At 64.7% G+C, this 17,916-nt stretch carries 16 protein-coding genes and 1 pseudogene; 12 read left to right on the plus strand and 5 right to left on the minus strand.

Annotation, left to right across the window (positions count from 1 at the left end):
* The first annotated feature begins 43 nt into the window (after window positions 1–43).
* Both QF050_RS10580 and QF050_RS10585 read left to right on the plus strand, forming a co-directional pair.
* Window positions 44–742 (plus strand): hypothetical protein, encoded by a 699-nt coding sequence (locus QF050_RS10580; RefSeq protein ID WP_308930392.1) that lies wholly within the window; start codon window positions 44–46, stop codon window positions 740–742.
* On the plus strand, window positions 729–1,352 hold the full coding sequence (locus QF050_RS10585) for a helix-turn-helix domain-containing protein (RefSeq protein WP_308932148.1): 624 nt from the start codon (window positions 729–731) through the stop codon (window positions 1,350–1,352). Before QF050_RS10580 ends, QF050_RS10585 begins: the two co-directional genes overlap by 14 nt.
* Before the next feature lie 260 nt (window positions 1,353–1,612).
* Here the strand turns inward: QF050_RS10585 and QF050_RS10590 are convergent, their stop codons facing one another.
* Genes QF050_RS10590 through QF050_RS10600 form a run of 3 tightly spaced genes read right to left on the minus strand, consistent with a single transcriptional unit; the run spans window position 1,613 to window position 3,651 of the window.
* Window positions 1,613–2,380, minus strand: a complete 768-nt coding sequence (locus tag QF050_RS10590) for an SCO1664 family protein (protein WP_308930393.1) — start codon at window positions 2,378–2,380, stop codon at window positions 1,613–1,615.
* On the minus strand, window positions 2,380–2,934 hold the full coding sequence (locus tag QF050_RS10595; protein WP_308930394.1) for a DUF3090 family protein: 555 nt from the start codon (window positions 2,932–2,934) through the stop codon (window positions 2,380–2,382). The genes QF050_RS10590 and QF050_RS10595 overlap by 1 nt, the downstream gene beginning before the upstream one ends.
* A gap of 24 nt (window positions 2,935–2,958) precedes the next feature.
* Window positions 2,959–3,651 carry a histidine phosphatase family protein gene (locus QF050_RS10600; protein WP_308930395.1) on the minus strand — a complete coding sequence of 231 codons (693 nt, stop codon included), beginning with the start codon at window positions 3,649–3,651 and terminating at the stop codon, window positions 2,959–2,961.
* Between the two features lie 114 nt (window positions 3,652–3,765).
* On the opposite strand from QF050_RS10600, the gene QF050_RS10605 reads away from it, so the two are divergent.
* From QF050_RS10605 to QF050_RS10630, 6 genes and pseudogenes are all read left to right on the plus strand, one after another.
* The gene (locus tag QF050_RS10605; protein ID WP_308930396.1) at window positions 3,766–4,017 is read left to right on the plus strand and encodes a DUF1272 domain-containing protein; all 252 of its coding nucleotides are present in this window, start codon (window positions 3,766–3,768) and stop codon (window positions 4,015–4,017) included.
* 169 nt (window positions 4,018–4,186) lie between these two features.
* Entirely contained in the window at window positions 4,187–5,953 is a 1,767-nt protein-coding gene (locus QF050_RS10610; RefSeq protein WP_308930397.1) for an ABC transporter family substrate-binding protein, read from the plus strand.
* 285 nt (window positions 5,954–6,238) lie between these two features.
* Window positions 6,239–7,921, plus strand: a complete 1,683-nt coding sequence (locus QF050_RS10615) for an ABC transporter substrate-binding protein (RefSeq protein WP_308930398.1) — start codon at window positions 6,239–6,241, stop codon at window positions 7,919–7,921.
* Window positions 7,922–8,045: 124 nt separating this feature from the next.
* A pseudogene (locus QF050_RS10620) lies at window positions 8,046–8,976 on the plus strand (ABC transporter permease).
* Window positions 8,966–9,910: an ABC transporter permease gene (locus tag QF050_RS10625; RefSeq protein ID WP_308930399.1), complete on the plus strand. Its 945-nt coding sequence runs from the start codon at window positions 8,966–8,968 to the stop codon at window positions 9,908–9,910. Before QF050_RS10620 ends, QF050_RS10625 begins: the two are co-directional and overlap by 11 nt.
* Before the next feature lie 11 nt (window positions 9,911–9,921).
* Window positions 9,922–11,628, plus strand: a complete 1,707-nt coding sequence (locus QF050_RS10630) for an ABC transporter ATP-binding protein (protein WP_308930400.1) — start codon at window positions 9,922–9,924, stop codon at window positions 11,626–11,628.
* Window positions 11,629–11,689: 61 nt separating this feature from the next.
* On the opposite strand, the gene QF050_RS10635 is transcribed toward QF050_RS10630, so the two are convergent.
* Window positions 11,690–12,577 (minus strand): SGNH/GDSL hydrolase family protein, encoded by an 888-nt coding sequence (locus QF050_RS10635; protein WP_308930401.1) that lies wholly within the window; start codon window positions 12,575–12,577, stop codon window positions 11,690–11,692.
* Between the two features lie 272 nt (window positions 12,578–12,849).
* On the opposite strand from QF050_RS10635, the gene typA reads away from it, so the two are divergent.
* Window positions 12,850–14,778, plus strand: a complete 1,929-nt coding sequence (gene typA / locus QF050_RS10640; protein WP_308930402.1) for a translational GTPase TypA — start codon at window positions 12,850–12,852, stop codon at window positions 14,776–14,778.
* 335 nt (window positions 14,779–15,113) lie between these two features.
* The gene (locus QF050_RS10645; RefSeq protein WP_308930403.1) at window positions 15,114–15,788 is read left to right on the plus strand and encodes a hypothetical protein; all 675 of its coding nucleotides are present in this window, start codon (window positions 15,114–15,116) and stop codon (window positions 15,786–15,788) included.
* Between the two features lie 49 nt (window positions 15,789–15,837).
* On the opposite strand, the gene QF050_RS10650 is transcribed toward QF050_RS10645, so the two are convergent.
* Window positions 15,838–16,074 (minus strand): hypothetical protein, encoded by a 237-nt coding sequence (locus tag QF050_RS10650; RefSeq protein WP_308930404.1) that lies wholly within the window; start codon window positions 16,072–16,074, stop codon window positions 15,838–15,840.
* Between the two features lie 136 nt (window positions 16,075–16,210).
* Between QF050_RS10650 and fdxA the strand changes: the two genes are divergently transcribed.
* Together fdxA and dapC are read left to right on the plus strand one after the other, a co-directional pair.
* Complete coding sequence (gene fdxA / locus QF050_RS10655) at window positions 16,211–16,537, plus strand: ferredoxin (protein ID WP_009356972.1); 327 nt, start codon at window positions 16,211–16,213, stop codon at window positions 16,535–16,537.
* A gap of 14 nt (window positions 16,538–16,551) precedes the next feature.
* Window positions 16,552–17,703, plus strand: coding sequence for a succinyldiaminopimelate transaminase (gene dapC / locus QF050_RS10660; protein WP_308930405.1), 1,152 nt, complete (start codon window positions 16,552–16,554; stop codon window positions 17,701–17,703).
* The last annotated feature ends 213 nt before the right edge of the window (window positions 17,704–17,916 follow it).

Raw genomic sequence — 17,916 nt, forward strand, 5'->3', positions numbered from 1 at the left:
CATCCCTATACTTGGCTTCCGGTAGGCAAGACCAAAGGGGTTTATGGCAGTGATGAACTGGATGGAGAGCCTCCACCCGCCAGCTGACCGCGCCGGCGACGGTCCGGCGTCGGATCCAGAGATCATTGCCAGCGCCGAGGCGGAAATCGGCGTTCCAGCCACGGCATGGGCTGTCGAGACTGCCGCGGAGATAGTCCGCCAGGTGGATGAGGACTTCAGCCTCGCCGGGACGCCCGGCATGATGACAGGCACCGAGCGGGAGGGCTGTGAAGCGTCCCTCCTCACGACCTTGATCGGTTTGCGCCGCGGCACCGCGGCAGCGGACATTGTGGCCCCTCGCGGTGCACAGGAGAATGTCCGGTTGTCCGTGCGGCAGGGCGTCCCGATCGGTTCCGTGCTGCGCACCGTCTGGGCCTGCCACACCCGAGTCCAGGATGCGCTGCTCGCCGTCATCGAGCAGGAAGTCCCTCCCGATCGCATGGTCGCCGAAGTGCGCGAGCTCAACGCGGCGCTTTTTGCCTACGTGAATTCCTACGTCGTCGACCTCATGCACGGTTACGAGGACGAGCTCACCCTGTGGCATGGCAGGCTGCCCGCCGAGAGGTTGAGGGTCATCACCGCAATCCTCGACGGCGAAGAGCCGGGCGAAGACGCCGAACGCATTCTGGGACTCAGGCTCGGCAGGCACCATCTGGTCGCCCCTGGCGTGGCCCGCCACCACCGGGCACATCCCGGACCGTGAGGCGGCGCGTCAGCGATTCGGCACCGACGCGGCAAAGGCGCTCGGCGCCGCCGGCTTTTTGACCTTCGAGTACCAGGGCACCACGCTCTTCTGGTGGGCGTTCAACACCCGCCCGGACCCTTCTGTGGCAGGTGGGCTACGTGCTGTGCCACGTGCCGACTGGATCCACGTCGCTGCCGGACGGCCCGGTTCCGGGCTAGCCGGGCTACGGTACAGCTACTTAGAGGCCCAGCAGGCTGCCCGGGTCGCACGCCTTTCGCCACGGCAGAAATTCTGGGACTACGACGAAGCCGGCATGCTGGCCCTGCTCCTCGCCGACCCGGAGGGAGCTGCCAGGTTCGTCCAGGTCCAGCTCGATGGGCTGCTGGGTCCGGACCAGAAACTGACCGACATCCGCGACACCCTCCGGCACTTCCTGCTGGCCGGAAGCAGCCGCCTCGCCGCAGCCCAAGCCCTGCATCTGGCCACCAACACCGTGGCGTACCGGGTTAAACGCGCCGCCGAGCTCCTCGGCCGGCCCATCAACGAGAACCAGGCGGGGACCCTGGCGGCACTGGAGATGGCGCACGCGTTCCCGCATCTCCTGGACGCGCCGGCGCTTGGCCAGTGACGGAGCGTGCGGAGATACCGAGGTAGATGCCTGCTCGAAAGATAAGCACCAACATCCACCTGACGTGATGGTTGTCGGCTACGGAACGTGGTGGAGTTCCGCTTCAACGTCTAGCTCTTGATCCAGCAGACCAGTGCGATAGCCGCCAAGAACACTCGTTCTTGGCGGCTCTGCGCTTTCCGCTACCCGCTGCCAATTCGGCATGATGCCGCCCGCAGTTTGCTGCACAACGAGCTGTTAAGCCAGCAGCCGCAATTCCCTTAAAACAACGGCCAGGGCACCGCCGACATCTCACCGCTGGGAGCCGGAAACCGCCCTGCCAGGCGCAACCGGGCGCAGCGTGCGGCGAGCGACGCGATTTCTTCTGCGCTGAGCAAGTCCGCCAGGTCAGTGCCCAGTCCGCCGTGCAGTCCTTCGCTGACACGGTCTATGCCGGCGCTTTCCTCGGCGGTCAGGGCGTCTCCCACCCATCCCCACAGCACCGTGCGCAGCTTGTGGTCACTGTGAAAAGTGAGCCCATGGTCCACACCGTGCCGGTGTCCGTGTGCCATCGCCAGAATGTGGTCGCCTTTGCGGTCGGCGTTATTGACGATGACGTCGAACACCGCCATGCGCCTGAGCGCCGGCGAGTCTTCGTGAACGAGGGCGACCATCCGTCCCGTCTCATCCCGACCCTCGAGGACGTGTTTCCAGCCCGTCTCCGGCACCTGCTCCGTCGCGACCAAGTCCACGGGGCTTTGGGCGGGGTCTTGCTCTTGCCATAGCTGCACCATTCCCTCCCCGAACGGGCCATCGCGCAGCCAGGTTCGTGGCACCAGGTTCCAGCCGAGGACCTCCGAGACCAAGTACGCGGCAACTTCGCGGTGGGCAAGGAAGCCGTTGGGAAAATCCCACAGCGGTTTCTCCCCGGCTATCGGCTTGTAGACGACCGTCGTGCCGTCGATGCTGCCTAGGAAGGTGGCGTTTGAGGCCGTCGTGATGCGGCCGGTGAGCGTCAGCTCGGCGGTCGCCAGGTCCGGCGCCGGCATCAGACCTCGGGAAAGGTGCAGGTATGCCCGTCGGCGTCGATGGGGTAACCGCAGAGCGGGCACGCCGGACGCCCGGCGCCCACGATCTCACGTGTGCGCTTGGCGAAGGCACGGGCGGTGCCGACCGGCATTCGCACCAGAAGCATCTCGGACTCGGCAGCCCCGTCCTCATCGAGCGATTCGTCGACGCCATCAGCATCAGCATCGGTGATGGGGTGCGCCTCGATCACCACCTGGGCGGTGGTTGGGTCCCACCCTAAGCTCATGGCGCCGGTGCGGAACTGCTCCTGGACGGCCTCGAGCTGGTCGTTGTCCACTAGTTCGATGGGAGTGCCCGTGGGAACGCTGAAGGGGTTGCCCTCGACGGTGATGAGCTGGTCGAGAATTTCGTCGATCTTCTCCGCGAGCAGGGCCGACTGCTGCTTCTCCATGGCGATACTCACCACCTGTGTCCCTGCGCGCACCTGCAGGTAGAACGTACGCGCCCCCGGAACGCCAACGGTGCCAACAACCACCCGATCAGGCCAGTCAAACTCGTGAACACGTGTAGGCATGTCAGTATTCTAGGCACATGAGGTTCATGGCGCCGTTTGCCCTGCACCGCCGCCCACCGGCGCATCGCCGGAGTGGATCCCGTTCGACAGCCAGGACAGATCACCCGCATCGGTGTTGGTCGCGTAGACGCTCGGCCGATCAGCACCGTAGCGCACGATCGAGACGGATGCCGGGCCTACGTTAATACGCTGGAACAGGTCGAGGTGCATGCCGAGCGCGTCAGCGAGGATTGACTTGATGATGTCACCGTGACTCACCGCCACCCACACGGCCCCTGGCCCGAACTCGGCTTCGAATGCTGCGTCGTGGCGTCGAATAGCGGCCACTGACCGGGCCTGCATCGCGGCCATGGATTCGCCGCCCGGAAAGACGACGGCGGACGGTTGGGATTGCACAATCGGCCATAAATCCTCGGCGGCGAGATCACTGAGCAGGCGGCCCTGCCACTGGCCGTAATCGCACTCGGTGAGATCGGGATCGACCGGCGCGAACGGCGCGCCAACCTGGCGATCCAGGATGAGTCGGGCGGTCTGCTGACAACGCTCAAGCGGGCTCGACACCACCCCGACCAACGGGACCGACGCCAGCCGGTCCGCGGTCAGGGCCGCTTGGTCCCGCCCGATTTGGTCCAGGCTGACGCCGGCGGCCCGGCCGGCCAGCAGTCCAGTGGCATTGGCTGTGGTGCGGCCGTGCCGCACGAGAATAACGGTCGCCATCCACCCAGCCTAACCACCCTGTCGATGGCTCGTGGGCAGTGATGTCCGTGGTGGAGTTCCGCTTCGATGCCTGTTCGGGCATTCGCGTGCAGGAAGTCGACTTAGAGTTGTTGGATGCTTGAGATCCGCCCCAACTGCGAATGTTGCGACCGCGACATTGCGCCGTCGGATGCTGCCTACATCTGCACCTTTGAATGCACTTGGTGCCCGGACTGCGTGGAGCGCTTCCCGAACAGGGCTTGTCCTAACTGCGGTGGTGATTTGCAGCGACGGCCTGTCCGCCCCGTGGCGGCGCTGGTCAACAATCCGCCGAGCACGACGAGGGTGGTATCTCCCGGCTGCCTCAAGCAGGACACCCTGGCCTGAGGCCGGGGTCAACTGCTCAGGAAGCCCCCGTTCTACCAGGAAGCCCCCGTTTGATATGGAGGGGGACAGGATTCGATGACTGGGCAGCGGCACCGCGTATCCTGATTTTACAGGGCGTGTTCGTGGCGACCCGTTCCCCTCCGGAGAGGGAAAACACAAAGGAGACGGCATGCCGGTCAGGCGCCTGATGCAACTGCTCACTGCTGCCGTGGCGGCTGTCCTGGTTCTGGCCGGATGCTCCGGCGGGGGCGCCCCGTCGGTGGTGGTGGGGGAGGCCAAGCGCGGCGGCAGCGTGACCGTCGCGGAAGTCAACGCCTTCTCATCCTTCAACCCGTTTAGCGCAAACGGCAACACCGACATCAACACGAAGATTGGCGCCATCACGCATTCCGGCTTCTTCTTCCTCGATGACAGCTCCAAGGTGGTCCGGAACGACAAGTTCGGGCACTACGAAAAAGTCTCGGACCAGCCCCTCAAGGTGAAATACACCGTGAACGAGGGAGTGAAGTGGTCCGACGGGGCTCAGGTGGGCTCAGCCGACCTCCTGCTGAGCTGGGCAGCCGGGTCCGGCTACTTCGACGACGTCGACCCCGGCACCGGCAAAGGCACCAAGTACTTCGCAACCGCCTCCAATGCCACCGGCCTGGCAGGCACCGTCTTTCCGGAAATAGGCTCGGACGGAAGATCCATCACCATTGAGTACGCTGCGCCGTACGCCGACTGGGAAGTGGCGTTCGACGTCGGGCTCCCGGCCCACGTGGTTGCAGCCAAGAGCGGGCTCACCGACGAGGAGGACCTGGTCAAGCTCCTCAAGGACACTCCGCGTGGCAACCCGGAAAAGCCCGTGACCATCCCGGAACTCAAAAAGATCAGCGACTTCTGGAACACCGGTTTCGACACGAAGAAGATTCCCGACGACCCGGCGCTGTACCTCTCCAACGGTCCGTACATCGTCCGGGACATCGTGCCGGAAGTCTCCATGAAACTGGTCCGGAACCGGGATTACACGTGGGGCCAGGAACCCTGGCTGGACGAGATCAACGTCAGATTCACCGGGGCCGTACCCGCCGCCGTCGATGCCCTGCGCAACGGGCAGGCGGACATCATCTCGCCCCAGCCGTCGGCGGCCACTGACGCACTGCTCACGGGCCTGTCCGGCCAGGGCATCACCGTGCAGCGCTACAAGCAGGCCGGCTATGACCACCTGGACCTGAACTTCACCGGGCCGTTCAAGGACAAGGACGTTCGCGAGGCCTTCCTCAAAACGGTTCCCCGGCAGGAAATCGTGGATGCCGTGCTGGGCGGGCAGTCGCCGGACAACAAGCCCCTGGACTCGCAAGTCTTCCTGCCTGATCAGCCCAAGTACGCCGACACCGTGAAGAAGAACGGTTCCTCGGATTACGCCGAGGTGGACATCGATGCCGCCAGAAGTCTCCTCAAGGGGGCCACGCCCACCGTGCGGATCCTGTACAACCGGGACAACCCCAACCGTGCCAGGGCCTTCGCCCTGATCCGGGACTCGGCGGAACGTGCGGGCTTCCGGGTGGAAGACGGCGGCCAGGCAAGCGCCGACTGGGCGGCTTCGCTCAGCCGGGGCGGCTATGACGCGGCGTTGTCCGGGTGGATCGGCACGGAAGCGGGAGTAAGCCGGGTGCCGCAGATCTTCCGCACCGGGGGCGGCAGCAACTTCACGGGCTATTCCGACGCCGATGCGGACAAAGTGATGGCGCAACTGGCCGTGACCACGGACCTCGGCAAACAGGATGAGCTGCTCGCCGAGATTGACAGGCGCATCTGGGAGGACGCTTACGGCCTGCCGCTTTACCAAACACTGGGCACCACCGCGTTCAACTCCCGTGTGGCCGGCGTGAAAACCAGCCCGGGCCCGGTGGGCGTCTGGTGGAACGTCTGGGACTGGCGTTTGGCCCAGGCCTGAAGGGCAGGTTGCCGCGCTCAGGCGCGCCGGGACGTGAACGCTCACGCGGCCGATTCGCCGTCCAGCGTACCGACGAGTAGCATGTGACGTGCGTAACTGCCCACCACGTCGCGGGGTATTGGACTGCTCCGGTCACGGTTTGGCAACGGAGTACCAGTATTCGGACTTCGTGCGGTTAGGCTAACCCGTATATGTAGGTTTCGTCACAGCGGTCAGCTGTGTCCAACCTGCGGGGAAGCACAAGATTTCCCCAATATTTCTCTCCCACAACTCATAGGAGGCGGAATGCGTTTCACGCGCACTTCCAAAGCACTGGGCATCGTGGCAATCGCCGCGCTTGCCCTGACCGGGTGCGGCGGCGGTGGCAGCACTGGCGGGTCCAGCAATGCTGCCGGCGATCCGAACAAGGTCATCACCGCTTACAGCAATGAGCCACAAAACCCGTTGCTGCCGGCGAACACCAATGAGGTCTACGGCGGCCGCGTCGTAAACCTGCTTTTCGAAGGCCTTCGCAGCTACGACGCCAACGGCAAGGCAGTGAACGCACTGGCTGATTCCATCGAGTCGTCCGACGCCCAGAACTGGACCATCAAGGTCAAGCAGGGCGCCAAGTTCACCAACGGGGAAGCCATCACGGCCAAGACCTTCGTTGACTCCTGGAACTTCGCCGCGAACTCCAAGAACCTGCAGAACAACGGCTTTTTCTTCGAGTCCATCGCCGGCTACGACGACGTCTCGGCCGTTAACTCGGTCAAGGGTGCTGACGGAAAGACCACCACCACCCCGGCCCCCAAGGCCGACACCATGTCCGGACTGCAGGCAACCGATGATTCCACCATCACGGTCAAGCTCGCCCAGCCCGAGGCCGACTGGTCCCTTCGCCTTGGCTACTCCGCCTTCTACCCGCTTCCTTCCGCCGCTCTGGCAGACCCCAAGACCTACGGTGAAAACCCGGTGGGCAATGGTCCCTACAAGTTCGAAAAGCAGGGTTCCTGGGTCCATGACCAGTCCATCACCCTGGTGAAGAATGCCGACTACAAGGGCACCCGCGAGGCCAAGAACGGCGGCGTGACCTTCAAGTTCTACACCGATCCGGGCCCCGCATACACGGACCTGCAGTCGGACAACCTGGACATCACTGACGTCCTGCCGTCCAACGCCCTGAAGACGTACGTCAACGACTTCCCGGACCGCAACGCCACCAAGGCTGTTGCCACCGATTCCACCCTGAACATCCCGGGCTACAACCCCAACTTCCAGGGTGAAGCCGGCAAGCTGCGCCGCCAGGCTCTGTCCTACGCCATCAACCGCGAGGAAATCGCCAAGGTGGTCTTCAACGGCACCCGCACCCCGGCCAAGGCCTTTGCGCCGCCGGTCATCGACGGCTTCAAGGAAGGCATCAAGGGCAGCGAAGTCCTGAACTTCGATCCCGCGAAGGCCAAGGACCTGTGGGCCCAGGCCGATAAGATCCAGCCTTACGACGCCTCCAAGCCGCTCCAGATTGCCTCCAACACCGACGGTGGCAACAAGGAATGGATCGACGCTGTTGCCAACGGCTTCAAGAACAACCTCGGCATCCAGGCTGAAATCCAGCCGTTCGCCAAGTTCGCCGAAGTCCTCAACCTGCGCAAGTCCCAGCAACTGCCGGGCCTGACCCGTGCAGGCTGGCAGGGTGACTACCCGTCGCTCTACAACTTCCTGGGACCGGTCTGGGCCACGGGCGCTTCCTCCAACTACGAGAAGTACTCGAACCCCGAGTTCGACAAGCTCCTCAAGGAGGGCCTTGCCGCCAAGAGCACCGACGAGGCCAACGCCAAGTTCAACCAGGCTCAGGAAATCCTGTTCCAGGACCTGCCCGGCCTGCCGCTCTGGGACCAGGCACGGCCGATCGTGTGGAGCAACAACATCGTGAAGGCCGAGACCGGCTGGAACGGTGAAATCCTCTACTACGGCATCACCGCCAAGTAGGCCCAGATCTAACTTGCCGAAGGCTGATGGGGGTTCCGGTTACGTCCGGGCCCCCATTGGCTTGCAAGCGGCAGGAAGGCATTCATGAACGCGTTTTTCCCTTTACCGGAAGGCAGGTGATCCTGTGATCCGGTTTATCTTGCGCCGACTCCTGCAGGTGATCCCTGTCTTCATCGGCACTACCCTCTTGGTGTACTACATGGTCTTCGCACTGCCCGGCGATCCCATCGCCGCGCTGTTCGGCGACCGGCAGCCCCCGCAGGCAGTCATTGACACCCTGCGCAGCCAGTACCACCTGGACCAGCCCTTCTGGGTCCAGTACGGCTTGTTCCTTAAGAACCTCTTCACCTTCAACCTGGGCAACGACTTCACCGGCCAGCCCATCGCAGCAAGCCTCGCCCGGGTCTTCCCGGTGACGGCCATGCTGGCCGTCGAGGCGCTGGCCATCCAGGCAGTCTTTGGCGTCGCATTCGGCGTCTTCGCGGGCCTTCGCCGCGGCGGCTGGTTCGACTCCACCGTCCTGGTGGCCTCGCTGGTGGTCATCGCAGTTCCCACCTTCGTGCTGGGCTTCGTTTTCCAGCTCGTCTTTGGCGTGCAGTTGGGCTGGGCAAAACCCACTGTGGGCGCCAATGCCGACTGGGGCACCCTCCTGCTGCCGGCAGTGGTCCTGGGGCTTGTCTCCTTTGCCTATGTTCTCCGCCTGACGCGTGCGTCCGTGAGCGAAAACATGAACGCCGATTACGTGCGGACGGCCACCGCCAAGGGGCTCTCGCGGCCCCAGGGTGGTTCTGGCGCACATCCTGCGCAACTCGCTGATCCCGGTGGTTACCTACCTGGGCGCGAACCTTGGCGGCCTGATGGGTGGTGCCATCGTTACTGAGGGCATCTTCAACGTTCCCGGCGTAGGCAACAAGCTCTACCAGGCAGTCCTCCGCAGTGAAGGCCCCACCATCGTCTCCATCGTGAGCGTGCTGGTGCTGGTGTTCGTGGTGGCCAACCTGCTTGTCGATCTCCTGTACGCCTGGCTTGACCCGAGGATCCGCTATGACCAGTAATAACAGCCATTTTGTGGCCCCCATTGAAGAGACGCCACTGCAGGCAACGGACGCCGTCAAGACTGACCAGGCCCCGCTCAGCCTGTGGGCAGACGCGTGGCGCAAGCTCCGCCGTCGTCCGCTGTTCATCATCTCGGCACTGTTGATCCTTGCCCTGGTCGTGATTGCGCTGTTCCCCGGCCTGTTCACGTCCACGCCCCCCAACGAGGGCTGCGAACTTGCCAACTCCGAAGGCGGCCCCACCTCCGGGCACCCGTTCGGTTTCACCTTCCAGGGCTGCGACGTCTACTCCAGGGTCATCCACGGCACGCAGGCCTCGCTCTCCGTAGGCCTGCTCTCGGTCCTCTGCGTCCTGGTCATTGGCGTGACCCTCGGCGCCCTCGCCGGCTACTACGGTGGCTGGATCGACGCCGTGCTCGCACGCCTGGGCGACATCTTCTTCGCCCTGCCGCTGGTGCTGGGTGCGCTGGTCATCACGCAGCTTCCCTTGTTCCGCGAGAACAAGAGCGTGTGGACCGTAGTGTTCGTCATCTCACTCCTGGCGTGGCCGCAGATGGCCCGAATTACCCGCGGCGCAGTGATTGAGGTACGCAACGCGGACTTCGTCACCGCCGCACGCGCGTTGGGTGTTTCAAAGTTCGGAGCACTGATCCGCCACGTCCTGCCGAACGCCCTGGCACCGATCATCGTCCTGGCCACCCTGGAACTGGGCGTGTTCATCGTGGCAGAAGCCACCCTGTCCTTCCTGGGTATCGGCCTGCCTCAGAGCATCATGTCCTGGGGCAACGACATCGCCGGTGCGCAGGCATCGATCAGGACCCGGCCGGAAATCATGCTCTACCCGGCCGCGGCGCTGTCCATCACCGTGTTGAGCTTCATCATGCTGGGTGACGCCGTGCGCGACGCCCTCGACCCGAAGAGCCGTCAGCGATGAGAGATAAAGAGATGACAACTCCAGACGTCCGCATTGATGAGGCCGGCACCACCGGGGTCAGGCCGCTGCTCGAAATCCGGGACCTCGCCATCACCTTCAAGACAGGTAGCGGTGAGGTCAAGGCCGTCCGGGACGCCCATCTGACCATCATGCCCGGCGAAACAGTAGCCATCGTGGGGGAGTCCGGGTCCGGCAAGTCCACCACAGCGTTGGCGGCCATCGGCCTCCTGCCCAACAACGGCAAGGTATCCGGCGGCCAGATCCTGCTCGACGGCGAGGACATTGCCCACGCCAGTGAGCAGCGCATGATCGAACTGCGCGGCAACACCATCGGCATGGTCCCGCAGGACCCCATGTCCAACCTGAACCCGGTCTGGAAGATCGGCTACCAGGTCCGGGAAACGCTGCGTGCGAACGGCCGGCCCAGCGGGCCGGACGACATCGCCAAGGTGCTCGCCCAGGCAGGACTGCCGGACGCCAAGCGCCGGGCCAACCAGTACCCGCACGAGTTCTCGGGCGGCATGCGCCAGCGTGCCCTGATCGCCATTGGCCTGTCCTGCCAGCCGCGCCTGCTGATTGCGGATGAGCCAACGTCGGCCCTTGACGTCACGGTCCAGCGGCAGATCCTGGACCACCTGGAAACCATGACCAACGAACTGGGCACCTCGGTCCTGTTGATCACCCACGACCTCGGCCTGGCGGCCGAGCGTGCGGACAAGGTGGTGGTCATGTACCAGGGCCGCGTCGTTGAAGCGGGACCGTCGCTGGAGCTGCTCCGCAACCCGCAGCACCCGTACACCAAACGGCTCGTGGAGTCCGCACCGTCCCTGGCCAGCCGCCGCATCCAGGTGGCCAAGGAACAGGGCGTGGAGACGACGGACCTGCTGGCGCCGGCCGCGGAAACAGCGAAGTCCGATACCTTCCTCCAGATCCAGGACCTGCGGAAGGTGTACAAGCTCCGCCAGGGGCTGGGCAAGGCGGCGGATTTCGCGGCCGTTGACGGCGTGAGCTTCGACGTTCGGCGAGGAACCACGACGGCGATCGTGGGGGAGTCGGGGTCCGGCAAGTCCACGGTGGCCAAGATGGTGCTCCAGCTTGAGAAGCCGACAGATGGCAGGATCCTGTTCGACGGCGTCGACACTTCCGTGCTGAAACCGGCTGAACTGTTCAAGTTCCGCAGGCGGGTCCAGCCGATCTTCCAGGACCCGTACGGCTCCCTCGATCCGATGTACAACATCTACCGCACGATCGAAGAACCGCTCCGCGTCCACAAGATCGGGGACCAGGCCAGCCGGGAAAAGAAAGTCCGGACTCTGCTGGACCAGGTGTCATTGCCGCAGTCCGCCATGCAGCGGTACCCGAACGAACTCTCCGGTGGCCAACGGCAGCGTGTTGCCATTGCGCGTGCCCTGGCGCTGGATCCCGAGGTCATCATCTGTGACGAGGCCGTGTCCGCGCTCGATGTCCTGGTGCAGGCGCAGGTGCTGAACCTGCTCGCAGACCTGCAGGCCAACCTTGGGCTGACCTACCTGTTCATCACCCACGACCTTGCCGTGGTGCGGCAGATTGCCGACCATGTGTGCGTGATGGAAAAGGGACGGCTGGTTGAAACCGGGTCTACGGACGATGTCTTCGAGGCGCCGCAGCAGGACTACACGAAGGCGCTGCTCAACGCCATCCCCGGTGCGAAGCTGATGCTGCCGCCTGAAGTGGCATAGGCCGTAGCCCTCCAAGCAAGTGGAGCCGGGACCTTGGGTCCCGGCTCCACTTGCTTAACCTTCAGTCCTGCAGCCGGCTGATGCCGGCAGGGGCCGCCGCCAGGGAACCCTGGTCCGCGGCCGACTTCCGGTCCAGCCCCAGCTCGCGGAGCCGGCGCTCAAGGATCACGCCCAGGGCCACGCGGCCTTGGGCGTTCATGTGGACGGAGTCAGCCAGGTCCTTGGCCAGCCCGTACCGGGTAAGCCAGTCGCCGGTGGAAACAAAAGGCATGCCATGGGCAGCAGCCACGGAGCCCAGCAAAGCGTCCACCTCGCTCCGCCGCCCGCCGCCGTCGTTTGCTCCCCGTGCCAGGGTTCCGATCATTGCCATCCGGGTGCCGGGGTAGCGGGTTTTGAGATCGGCGATCAGCCGCCCGGCGTTGCGGACAATTTGGGTGTTGCTTGCGCTGGTGGCGGCGTCATTGCCGCCCCCTTCGATGACGATCAGGGCCGGAGTGCCTGAGGGGAGCAGCCAGTCCCCGCGCTCCAGGGCGTCAGCGTAGTTCCCGGTGGCACCGTTTGCCGCGACGTACCCCGTGCCTCCCCGCCCGCAAAAATATACGTCGTACCCGGCTGCGGCCAGGCCCAGTCGCGGCCAGCCGTCCAGGGGCTCCGATTGGGAATCCCCAATCAGCAGGACAGTCCGGCTGATGTCCGGTAGTACCGCCTCAAGCCTCCCGTTCCCGGCATTCAACAGCCGGGACGTGGCTGCCACGTTGGCCTTCATGGCAGCGGCAGCCGGCGCTTGTCCACCGGACGCCGCCGCCCGGGAGATTGAGTTGACGCCATTGCCGGCGGGCGAACCGCACCCGGCGAGCCCCAGGACCGCGGACGCTGCAAGGAGGCCGGACGCCATGATGGTGGCGGCCCGGGCGGCGCCGCTGGGCGCGATGGCCGTGGCACGGGGCATCGTTGTCTCCGACTTGCTCTGAAGGTGGGCGCTGCGTCACAGCAATCATGCCACGCCGGCGGAAGTGCCAGTGAATTTCGTCACACCCTCTTCCGACTGCCCTTTCGGGGCGCAACCTGGGGAGCCCCGGGTCCCGGCGGATTTTAGGCCAATAAATGGCTCACCGGCTAGAATAGATGCAGGTGCCCCGTGCCAAGGGCCTTGTCCGTCGTGCGTTCCAGTTGGAAATGTCGCGATACAACAGCTGACTCCACTGAATCGAGCCATTACGCATGTCTGAAACCACCACCAACACCGCGGTAGCCACTGCATCGCGCAGTGACCTGCGCAACGTCGCGATTGTGGCCCACGTTGACCACGGCAAGACCACCCTGGTCGACGCCATGCTCAAGCAGACCAACTCCTTTGCCGAGCACAACCACCTCGAAGACCGCGTCATGGACTCCGGTGACCTGGAGCGTGAAAAGGGCATCACCATCCTGGCCAAGAACACCACGGTGGCCTACAACGGTCCGTCCTCCAACGGCGAGACCATCACCATCAACGTCATCGACACCCCCGGCCACGCCGACTTTGGCGGCGAGGTGGAACGCGGCCTGTCCATGGTGGACGGCGTCGTCCTTCTCGTTGACGCCTCGGAGGGCCCGCTGCCCCAGACCCGCTTCGTGCTGCGCAAGGCCCTTGCCGCCCACCTTCCCGTGATCCTGCTGGTCAACAAGACCGACCGTCCCGATGCCCGCATCGACGAAGTGGTCCACGAGTCCATGGACCTGCTCCTGGGCCTGGCCTCCGACCTTGCCGACGAGGTTCCGGACCTGGACCTGGACAAGGTCCTGGAAGTTCCCGTTGTCTACGCCGCCGCCAAGGTTGGCCGCGCATCCCTGGAGCAGCCCGCCAACGGTGCCGCCCCGGACAACGAGGACCTCGAGCCGCTGTTCAAGACCATCATCGAGCACATCCCCGCTCCCACCTACAACCCCGAAGGTGTCCTGCAGGCTCACGTCACCAACCTGGACGCGTCCCCGTTCCTGGGCCGCCTGGCGCTGCTGCGCATCTACAACGGCACCCTGCGCAAGGGCCAGACAGTTGCCTGGGCGCGCGCCAACGGTGAACTCAAGAACGTCAAGATCACCGAACTCCTGGCCACCAAGGCGCTGGACCGCGTTCCGGCAGAATCCGCCGGACCGGGCGAGATCGTCGCCGTCGCCGGCATCGAGGAAATCACCATCGGTGAGACCCTGACCGATGCCGAGAACCCGCAGCCGCTGCCGCTGATCACCGTGGACGATCCCGCGATCTCCATGACCATCGGTATCAACACCTCGCCGCTGGCCGGCAAGGTCAAGGGCGCCAAGGTCACCGCCCGCCAGGTCAAGGACCGCCTTGACAAGGAACTGATCGGTAACGTCTCCATCAAGGTGCTCCCCACCGAGCGTCCCGACGCCTGGGAAGTCCAGGGCCGCGGCGAGCTCGCGCTGGCCATCCTGGTCGAGCAGATGCGTCGCGAAGGCTTCGAGCTGACCGTCGGCAAGCCGCAGGTTGTCACTAAGACCATCGACGGCAAGATCCACGAGCCGATGGAGCACATGACCATCGACGTCCCCGAAGAATACCTCGGCGCCGTCACCCAGCTCATGGCAGCCCGCAAGGGCCGCATGACCAACATGGCGAACCACGGCACCGGCTGGTGCCGCATGGAGTTCATCGTTCCGGCCCGCGGCCTGATCGGTTTCCGTACCAAGTTCCTTACGGACACCCGTGGGGCCGGCATCGCCGCCTCCATCTCCGAGGGCTACGAGCCGTGGGCCGGCCCGATCGAGTACCGCACCAACGGTTCCATGATCGCCGACCGCGCCGGTGTTGTGACGCCGTTCGCCATGATCAACCTGCAGGAGCGCGGCTCCTTCTTCGTCAAGCCCACCTCCGAGGTGTACGAGGGCATGATCGTCGGCGAGAACTCCCGCGCCGACGACATGGACGTCAATATCACCAAGGAAAAGAAGCTCACCAACATGCGTGCCGCTTCTTCGGACACCTTCGAGAACCTGACGCCCCCGCGCGACCTGACCCTCGAAGAGTCCCTCGAATTCGCCCGTGAAGACGAGTGCGTCGAGGTCACCCCGGAATCCATCCGCATCCGCAAGGTCATCCTGGACACCAACGAGCGCGCCAAGGCCAACCGCGCCCGAGCCAAGGTATAACAACGCCCTGAACGCACAGAATGCCACCGGTTTAAGCCGGTGGCATTCTGCTTTAAGTTCACGGCTGTGCAGCCACCTTTCGCCTCGTTGCGCAGGGGCGGCGCGTGCGCGCTGAGGAGCCGCTCCGGTGTCCGGCGCCGTTCTACACATAGCCGTTTCGAACACCTGCGAATGCCTCCCGCAACGGGAAGGATTCAGACATGCGAACTGTTTCTGAAGCACTGGTGGCCCTGGGTGGCGTTGCTGGCACCCGCACACTGTTATTGGCCGGTGTCTCGCGCCGAAGGCTGGAATCCGGACTGTCGGACGGGTCCGTCCAAAGGGTTGCCCGCGGCGTGTTTGCCCTGCCGCATGCGGACCCCGTGCTCATCCATGCGGCCCGCTATCACGCGGCGCCCGGTTGCGTCACGGCCGCTCTGGCCTCCGGACTGTGGGTGGTCAAAGCTCCGGAGAAGCCGCATCTCGCCGCCCGCCATGGCAGGCAGATCCCCGGCTGTGTGGTACATCGAAGCGACCTTCCACTGACTCCTGTGGACATCGTCTGTCAGTCCCTCCGCTGTCTGCCCCCTCTTGAAGGGCTGACTATCGCGGAGTCCGCCGTCAAAAAGGGCCAAGTCCAGCTCGCGGCGTTGCGGGCACGCTTTCCGGCGGCCCGTGAGAAAGCCATGCTGAACCTGATCGGCAGAATTCGGCCCCAATCCGGTTCCATAATCGAAACCATCGCCCGGTATCTCTTGGAGGAAGCGGGGCTTACGGTGGAGCTGCAGGTTAACATTCCTGGAATGGGCCATCTGGATCTTCTTGTCGACGGCCTGCTGGGCATTGAGGCTGACGGCTATGCCCACCACAGCAGCCGGGAAGCCTATCGGGAAGACAGGCGGCGTTGGAACGTCACCGTCATGAGGGGTGTACCAACTCTCCGGGTGACGTTCGAGATGCTGGTCCATGAACCTGCGGAGTTCGTTGGCATAGTGCTTAGGACGCTTGCTTTGTACGGGGCGGCGCGGTGAAGCCGGGGGTCATTGCGCCAGGGCAGTCGCGGCGCGCCGAGCGGGGCCCTCAGCGCGCGGTGCGCCGCGGGGGAGCCGGTGGAACTTCCTTTGCCGCCACGACACGCCCGAGCGGAATGACGACGTCGGCCCGGCGGGTGCGGATGGTGCAGGACCCGGCGTCGCACGCCAGCAGGTGGCCCAGGGCGTCGGTCAGGCCCCCTTCTATCCGGTAGCGAACCACGACACGCGTACCGGGCGCCGCGGCGGAAAGGAACCGGGCAGGCGCGGCATCAGGCAGACTCACCAGTTCATACTAGGGCGCCGGCTAGGTTCGCGGGAACGGGCTGGGAGATAATAGGCTCAGATGTCAAGAGTCCGGCCGTGCTGCCGGATGCAAGTGCCGGCGGGTCGCCGGAACCCAACGTGGAGAGGCCAGGGACGTGACGTACGTAATCGCGCAGCCGTGTGTGGATGTTAAGGACAAGGCATGCATCGAAGAATGCCCCGTGGACTGCATCTATGAGGGCGAGCGTTCGCTGTACATCCATCCGGACGAGTGCGTCGACTGCGGCGCCTGCGAACCCGTCTGCCCGGTGGAGGCCATTTACTACGAGGATGACACCCCGGATGAGTGGGCTGACTACTACAAGGCGAACGTCGAGTTCTTCGATGACCTTGGATCCCCGGGCGGCGCAGCCAAGATCGGCAACACGGGCAAGGACCACCCCATGATCGCCGCGCTGCCGCCGCAGAACCAAGACCACTGACCCGGACGAAAGCCGTGACAGCAGCAGTGAATTCGTTTGGCCTGGCCCTGCCCGATTACCCCTGGGAGGCCATGGCGCCGTACGTGGCCAAAGCCTCGGAGCATCCCGGGGGAGCGGTCAACCTTTCCATCGGAACCCCCGTCGACCCCACACCGCAACTGGTCCAGGACGCCCTGAAGGCCGCCGCCGACGCCCCGGGCTATCCCACTGTGCATGGCACGCCGGCGCTTCGGGAGGCCATCGCCGGCTGGTTCGAACGGCGGCGCGGAGTGTCCGGCCTGGATCCCCGCAATATCATGCCCACGGTGGGTTCCAAGGAACTCGTTGCGTGGCTTCCGCTGCTGCTGGGCCTCAAGCCCGGCGACGTCGTCGTACGCCCCAAGGTGGCGTACCCCACGTACGACATCGGAGCAACACTTGCCGGAGTCACCTCGGTGGCCACGGACAACCTGGACGAGCTCGACGACGCCACCCGCGCCCGCGTGCGCCTCATCTGGGTCAATTCGCCCGGCAACCCCACCGGCAGCGTGCGGGACGCGGAGTCCCTGAAAGCGCTGGTGGTCCAGGCCCGTGAACTGGGTGCCGTGGTGGCCTCCGATGAATGCTATGCAGAGCTTGGCTGGGGGGACTGGGACGTCCAGCGCGGCGGCCGGCGGGTACCCAGCATCCTTGATCCCCGCGTGGCCGGCGGCTCGCACCAAGGCCTGCTCGCCGTCTACTCGCTGAGCAAGCAGTCAAACCTGGCCGGCTACCGGGCGGCATTCGTGGCCGGCGATCCCGGTCTGATGCCCAACCTGGTCAACAGCCGCAAGCACGCGGGCATGATCGTCCCGTACCCGGTCCAGGAGGCCATGCGGGTGGCGCTGGGCGACGACGCGCATGTTGAGGCCCAGAAGGACCTCTACCGCGGCCGGCGTGAACGGCTGGTGCCTGCGCTGCTGGACTTTGGCCTGCAGATCAAGGAATCCGACGCTGGACTGTACCTCTGGTCCACCGCGGGCGAGGACACCTGGGACACGGTGGCCCGGCTCGCGGACCTGGGCATCGTGGTGGGCCCGGGCGTCTTCTATGGTGATGCCGGCAACGGCTTTGTCAGGGTTGCCCTGACCGGCTCCGACGAGCGCATTGACGCAGCGGTGGCCAGGCTGGCAGGAGCGGGCTCCTAAGGGCACGTAATATTCGTGTGACTCGTCCCACATCCGGGGCATTTTAGGCCGTATCGGCAGGCCACGGATTAGTGACACCCGCCAAGGAGCGGTAGTTTTTAAGTGACTATCAATGGTGGCTTTCTACAAGAAGGCAGCCCGGGTGTTGGAACCTGTCTTCTCAGGATCAGTGCGCGGCTCACCTGATGTTGGATCAAGCTTTCGACAGAGGCC

This window comes from Arthrobacter sp. SLBN-112 (assembly GCF_030944625.1).
Lineage (GTDB): Bacteria > Actinomycetota > Actinomycetes > Actinomycetales > Micrococcaceae > Arthrobacter.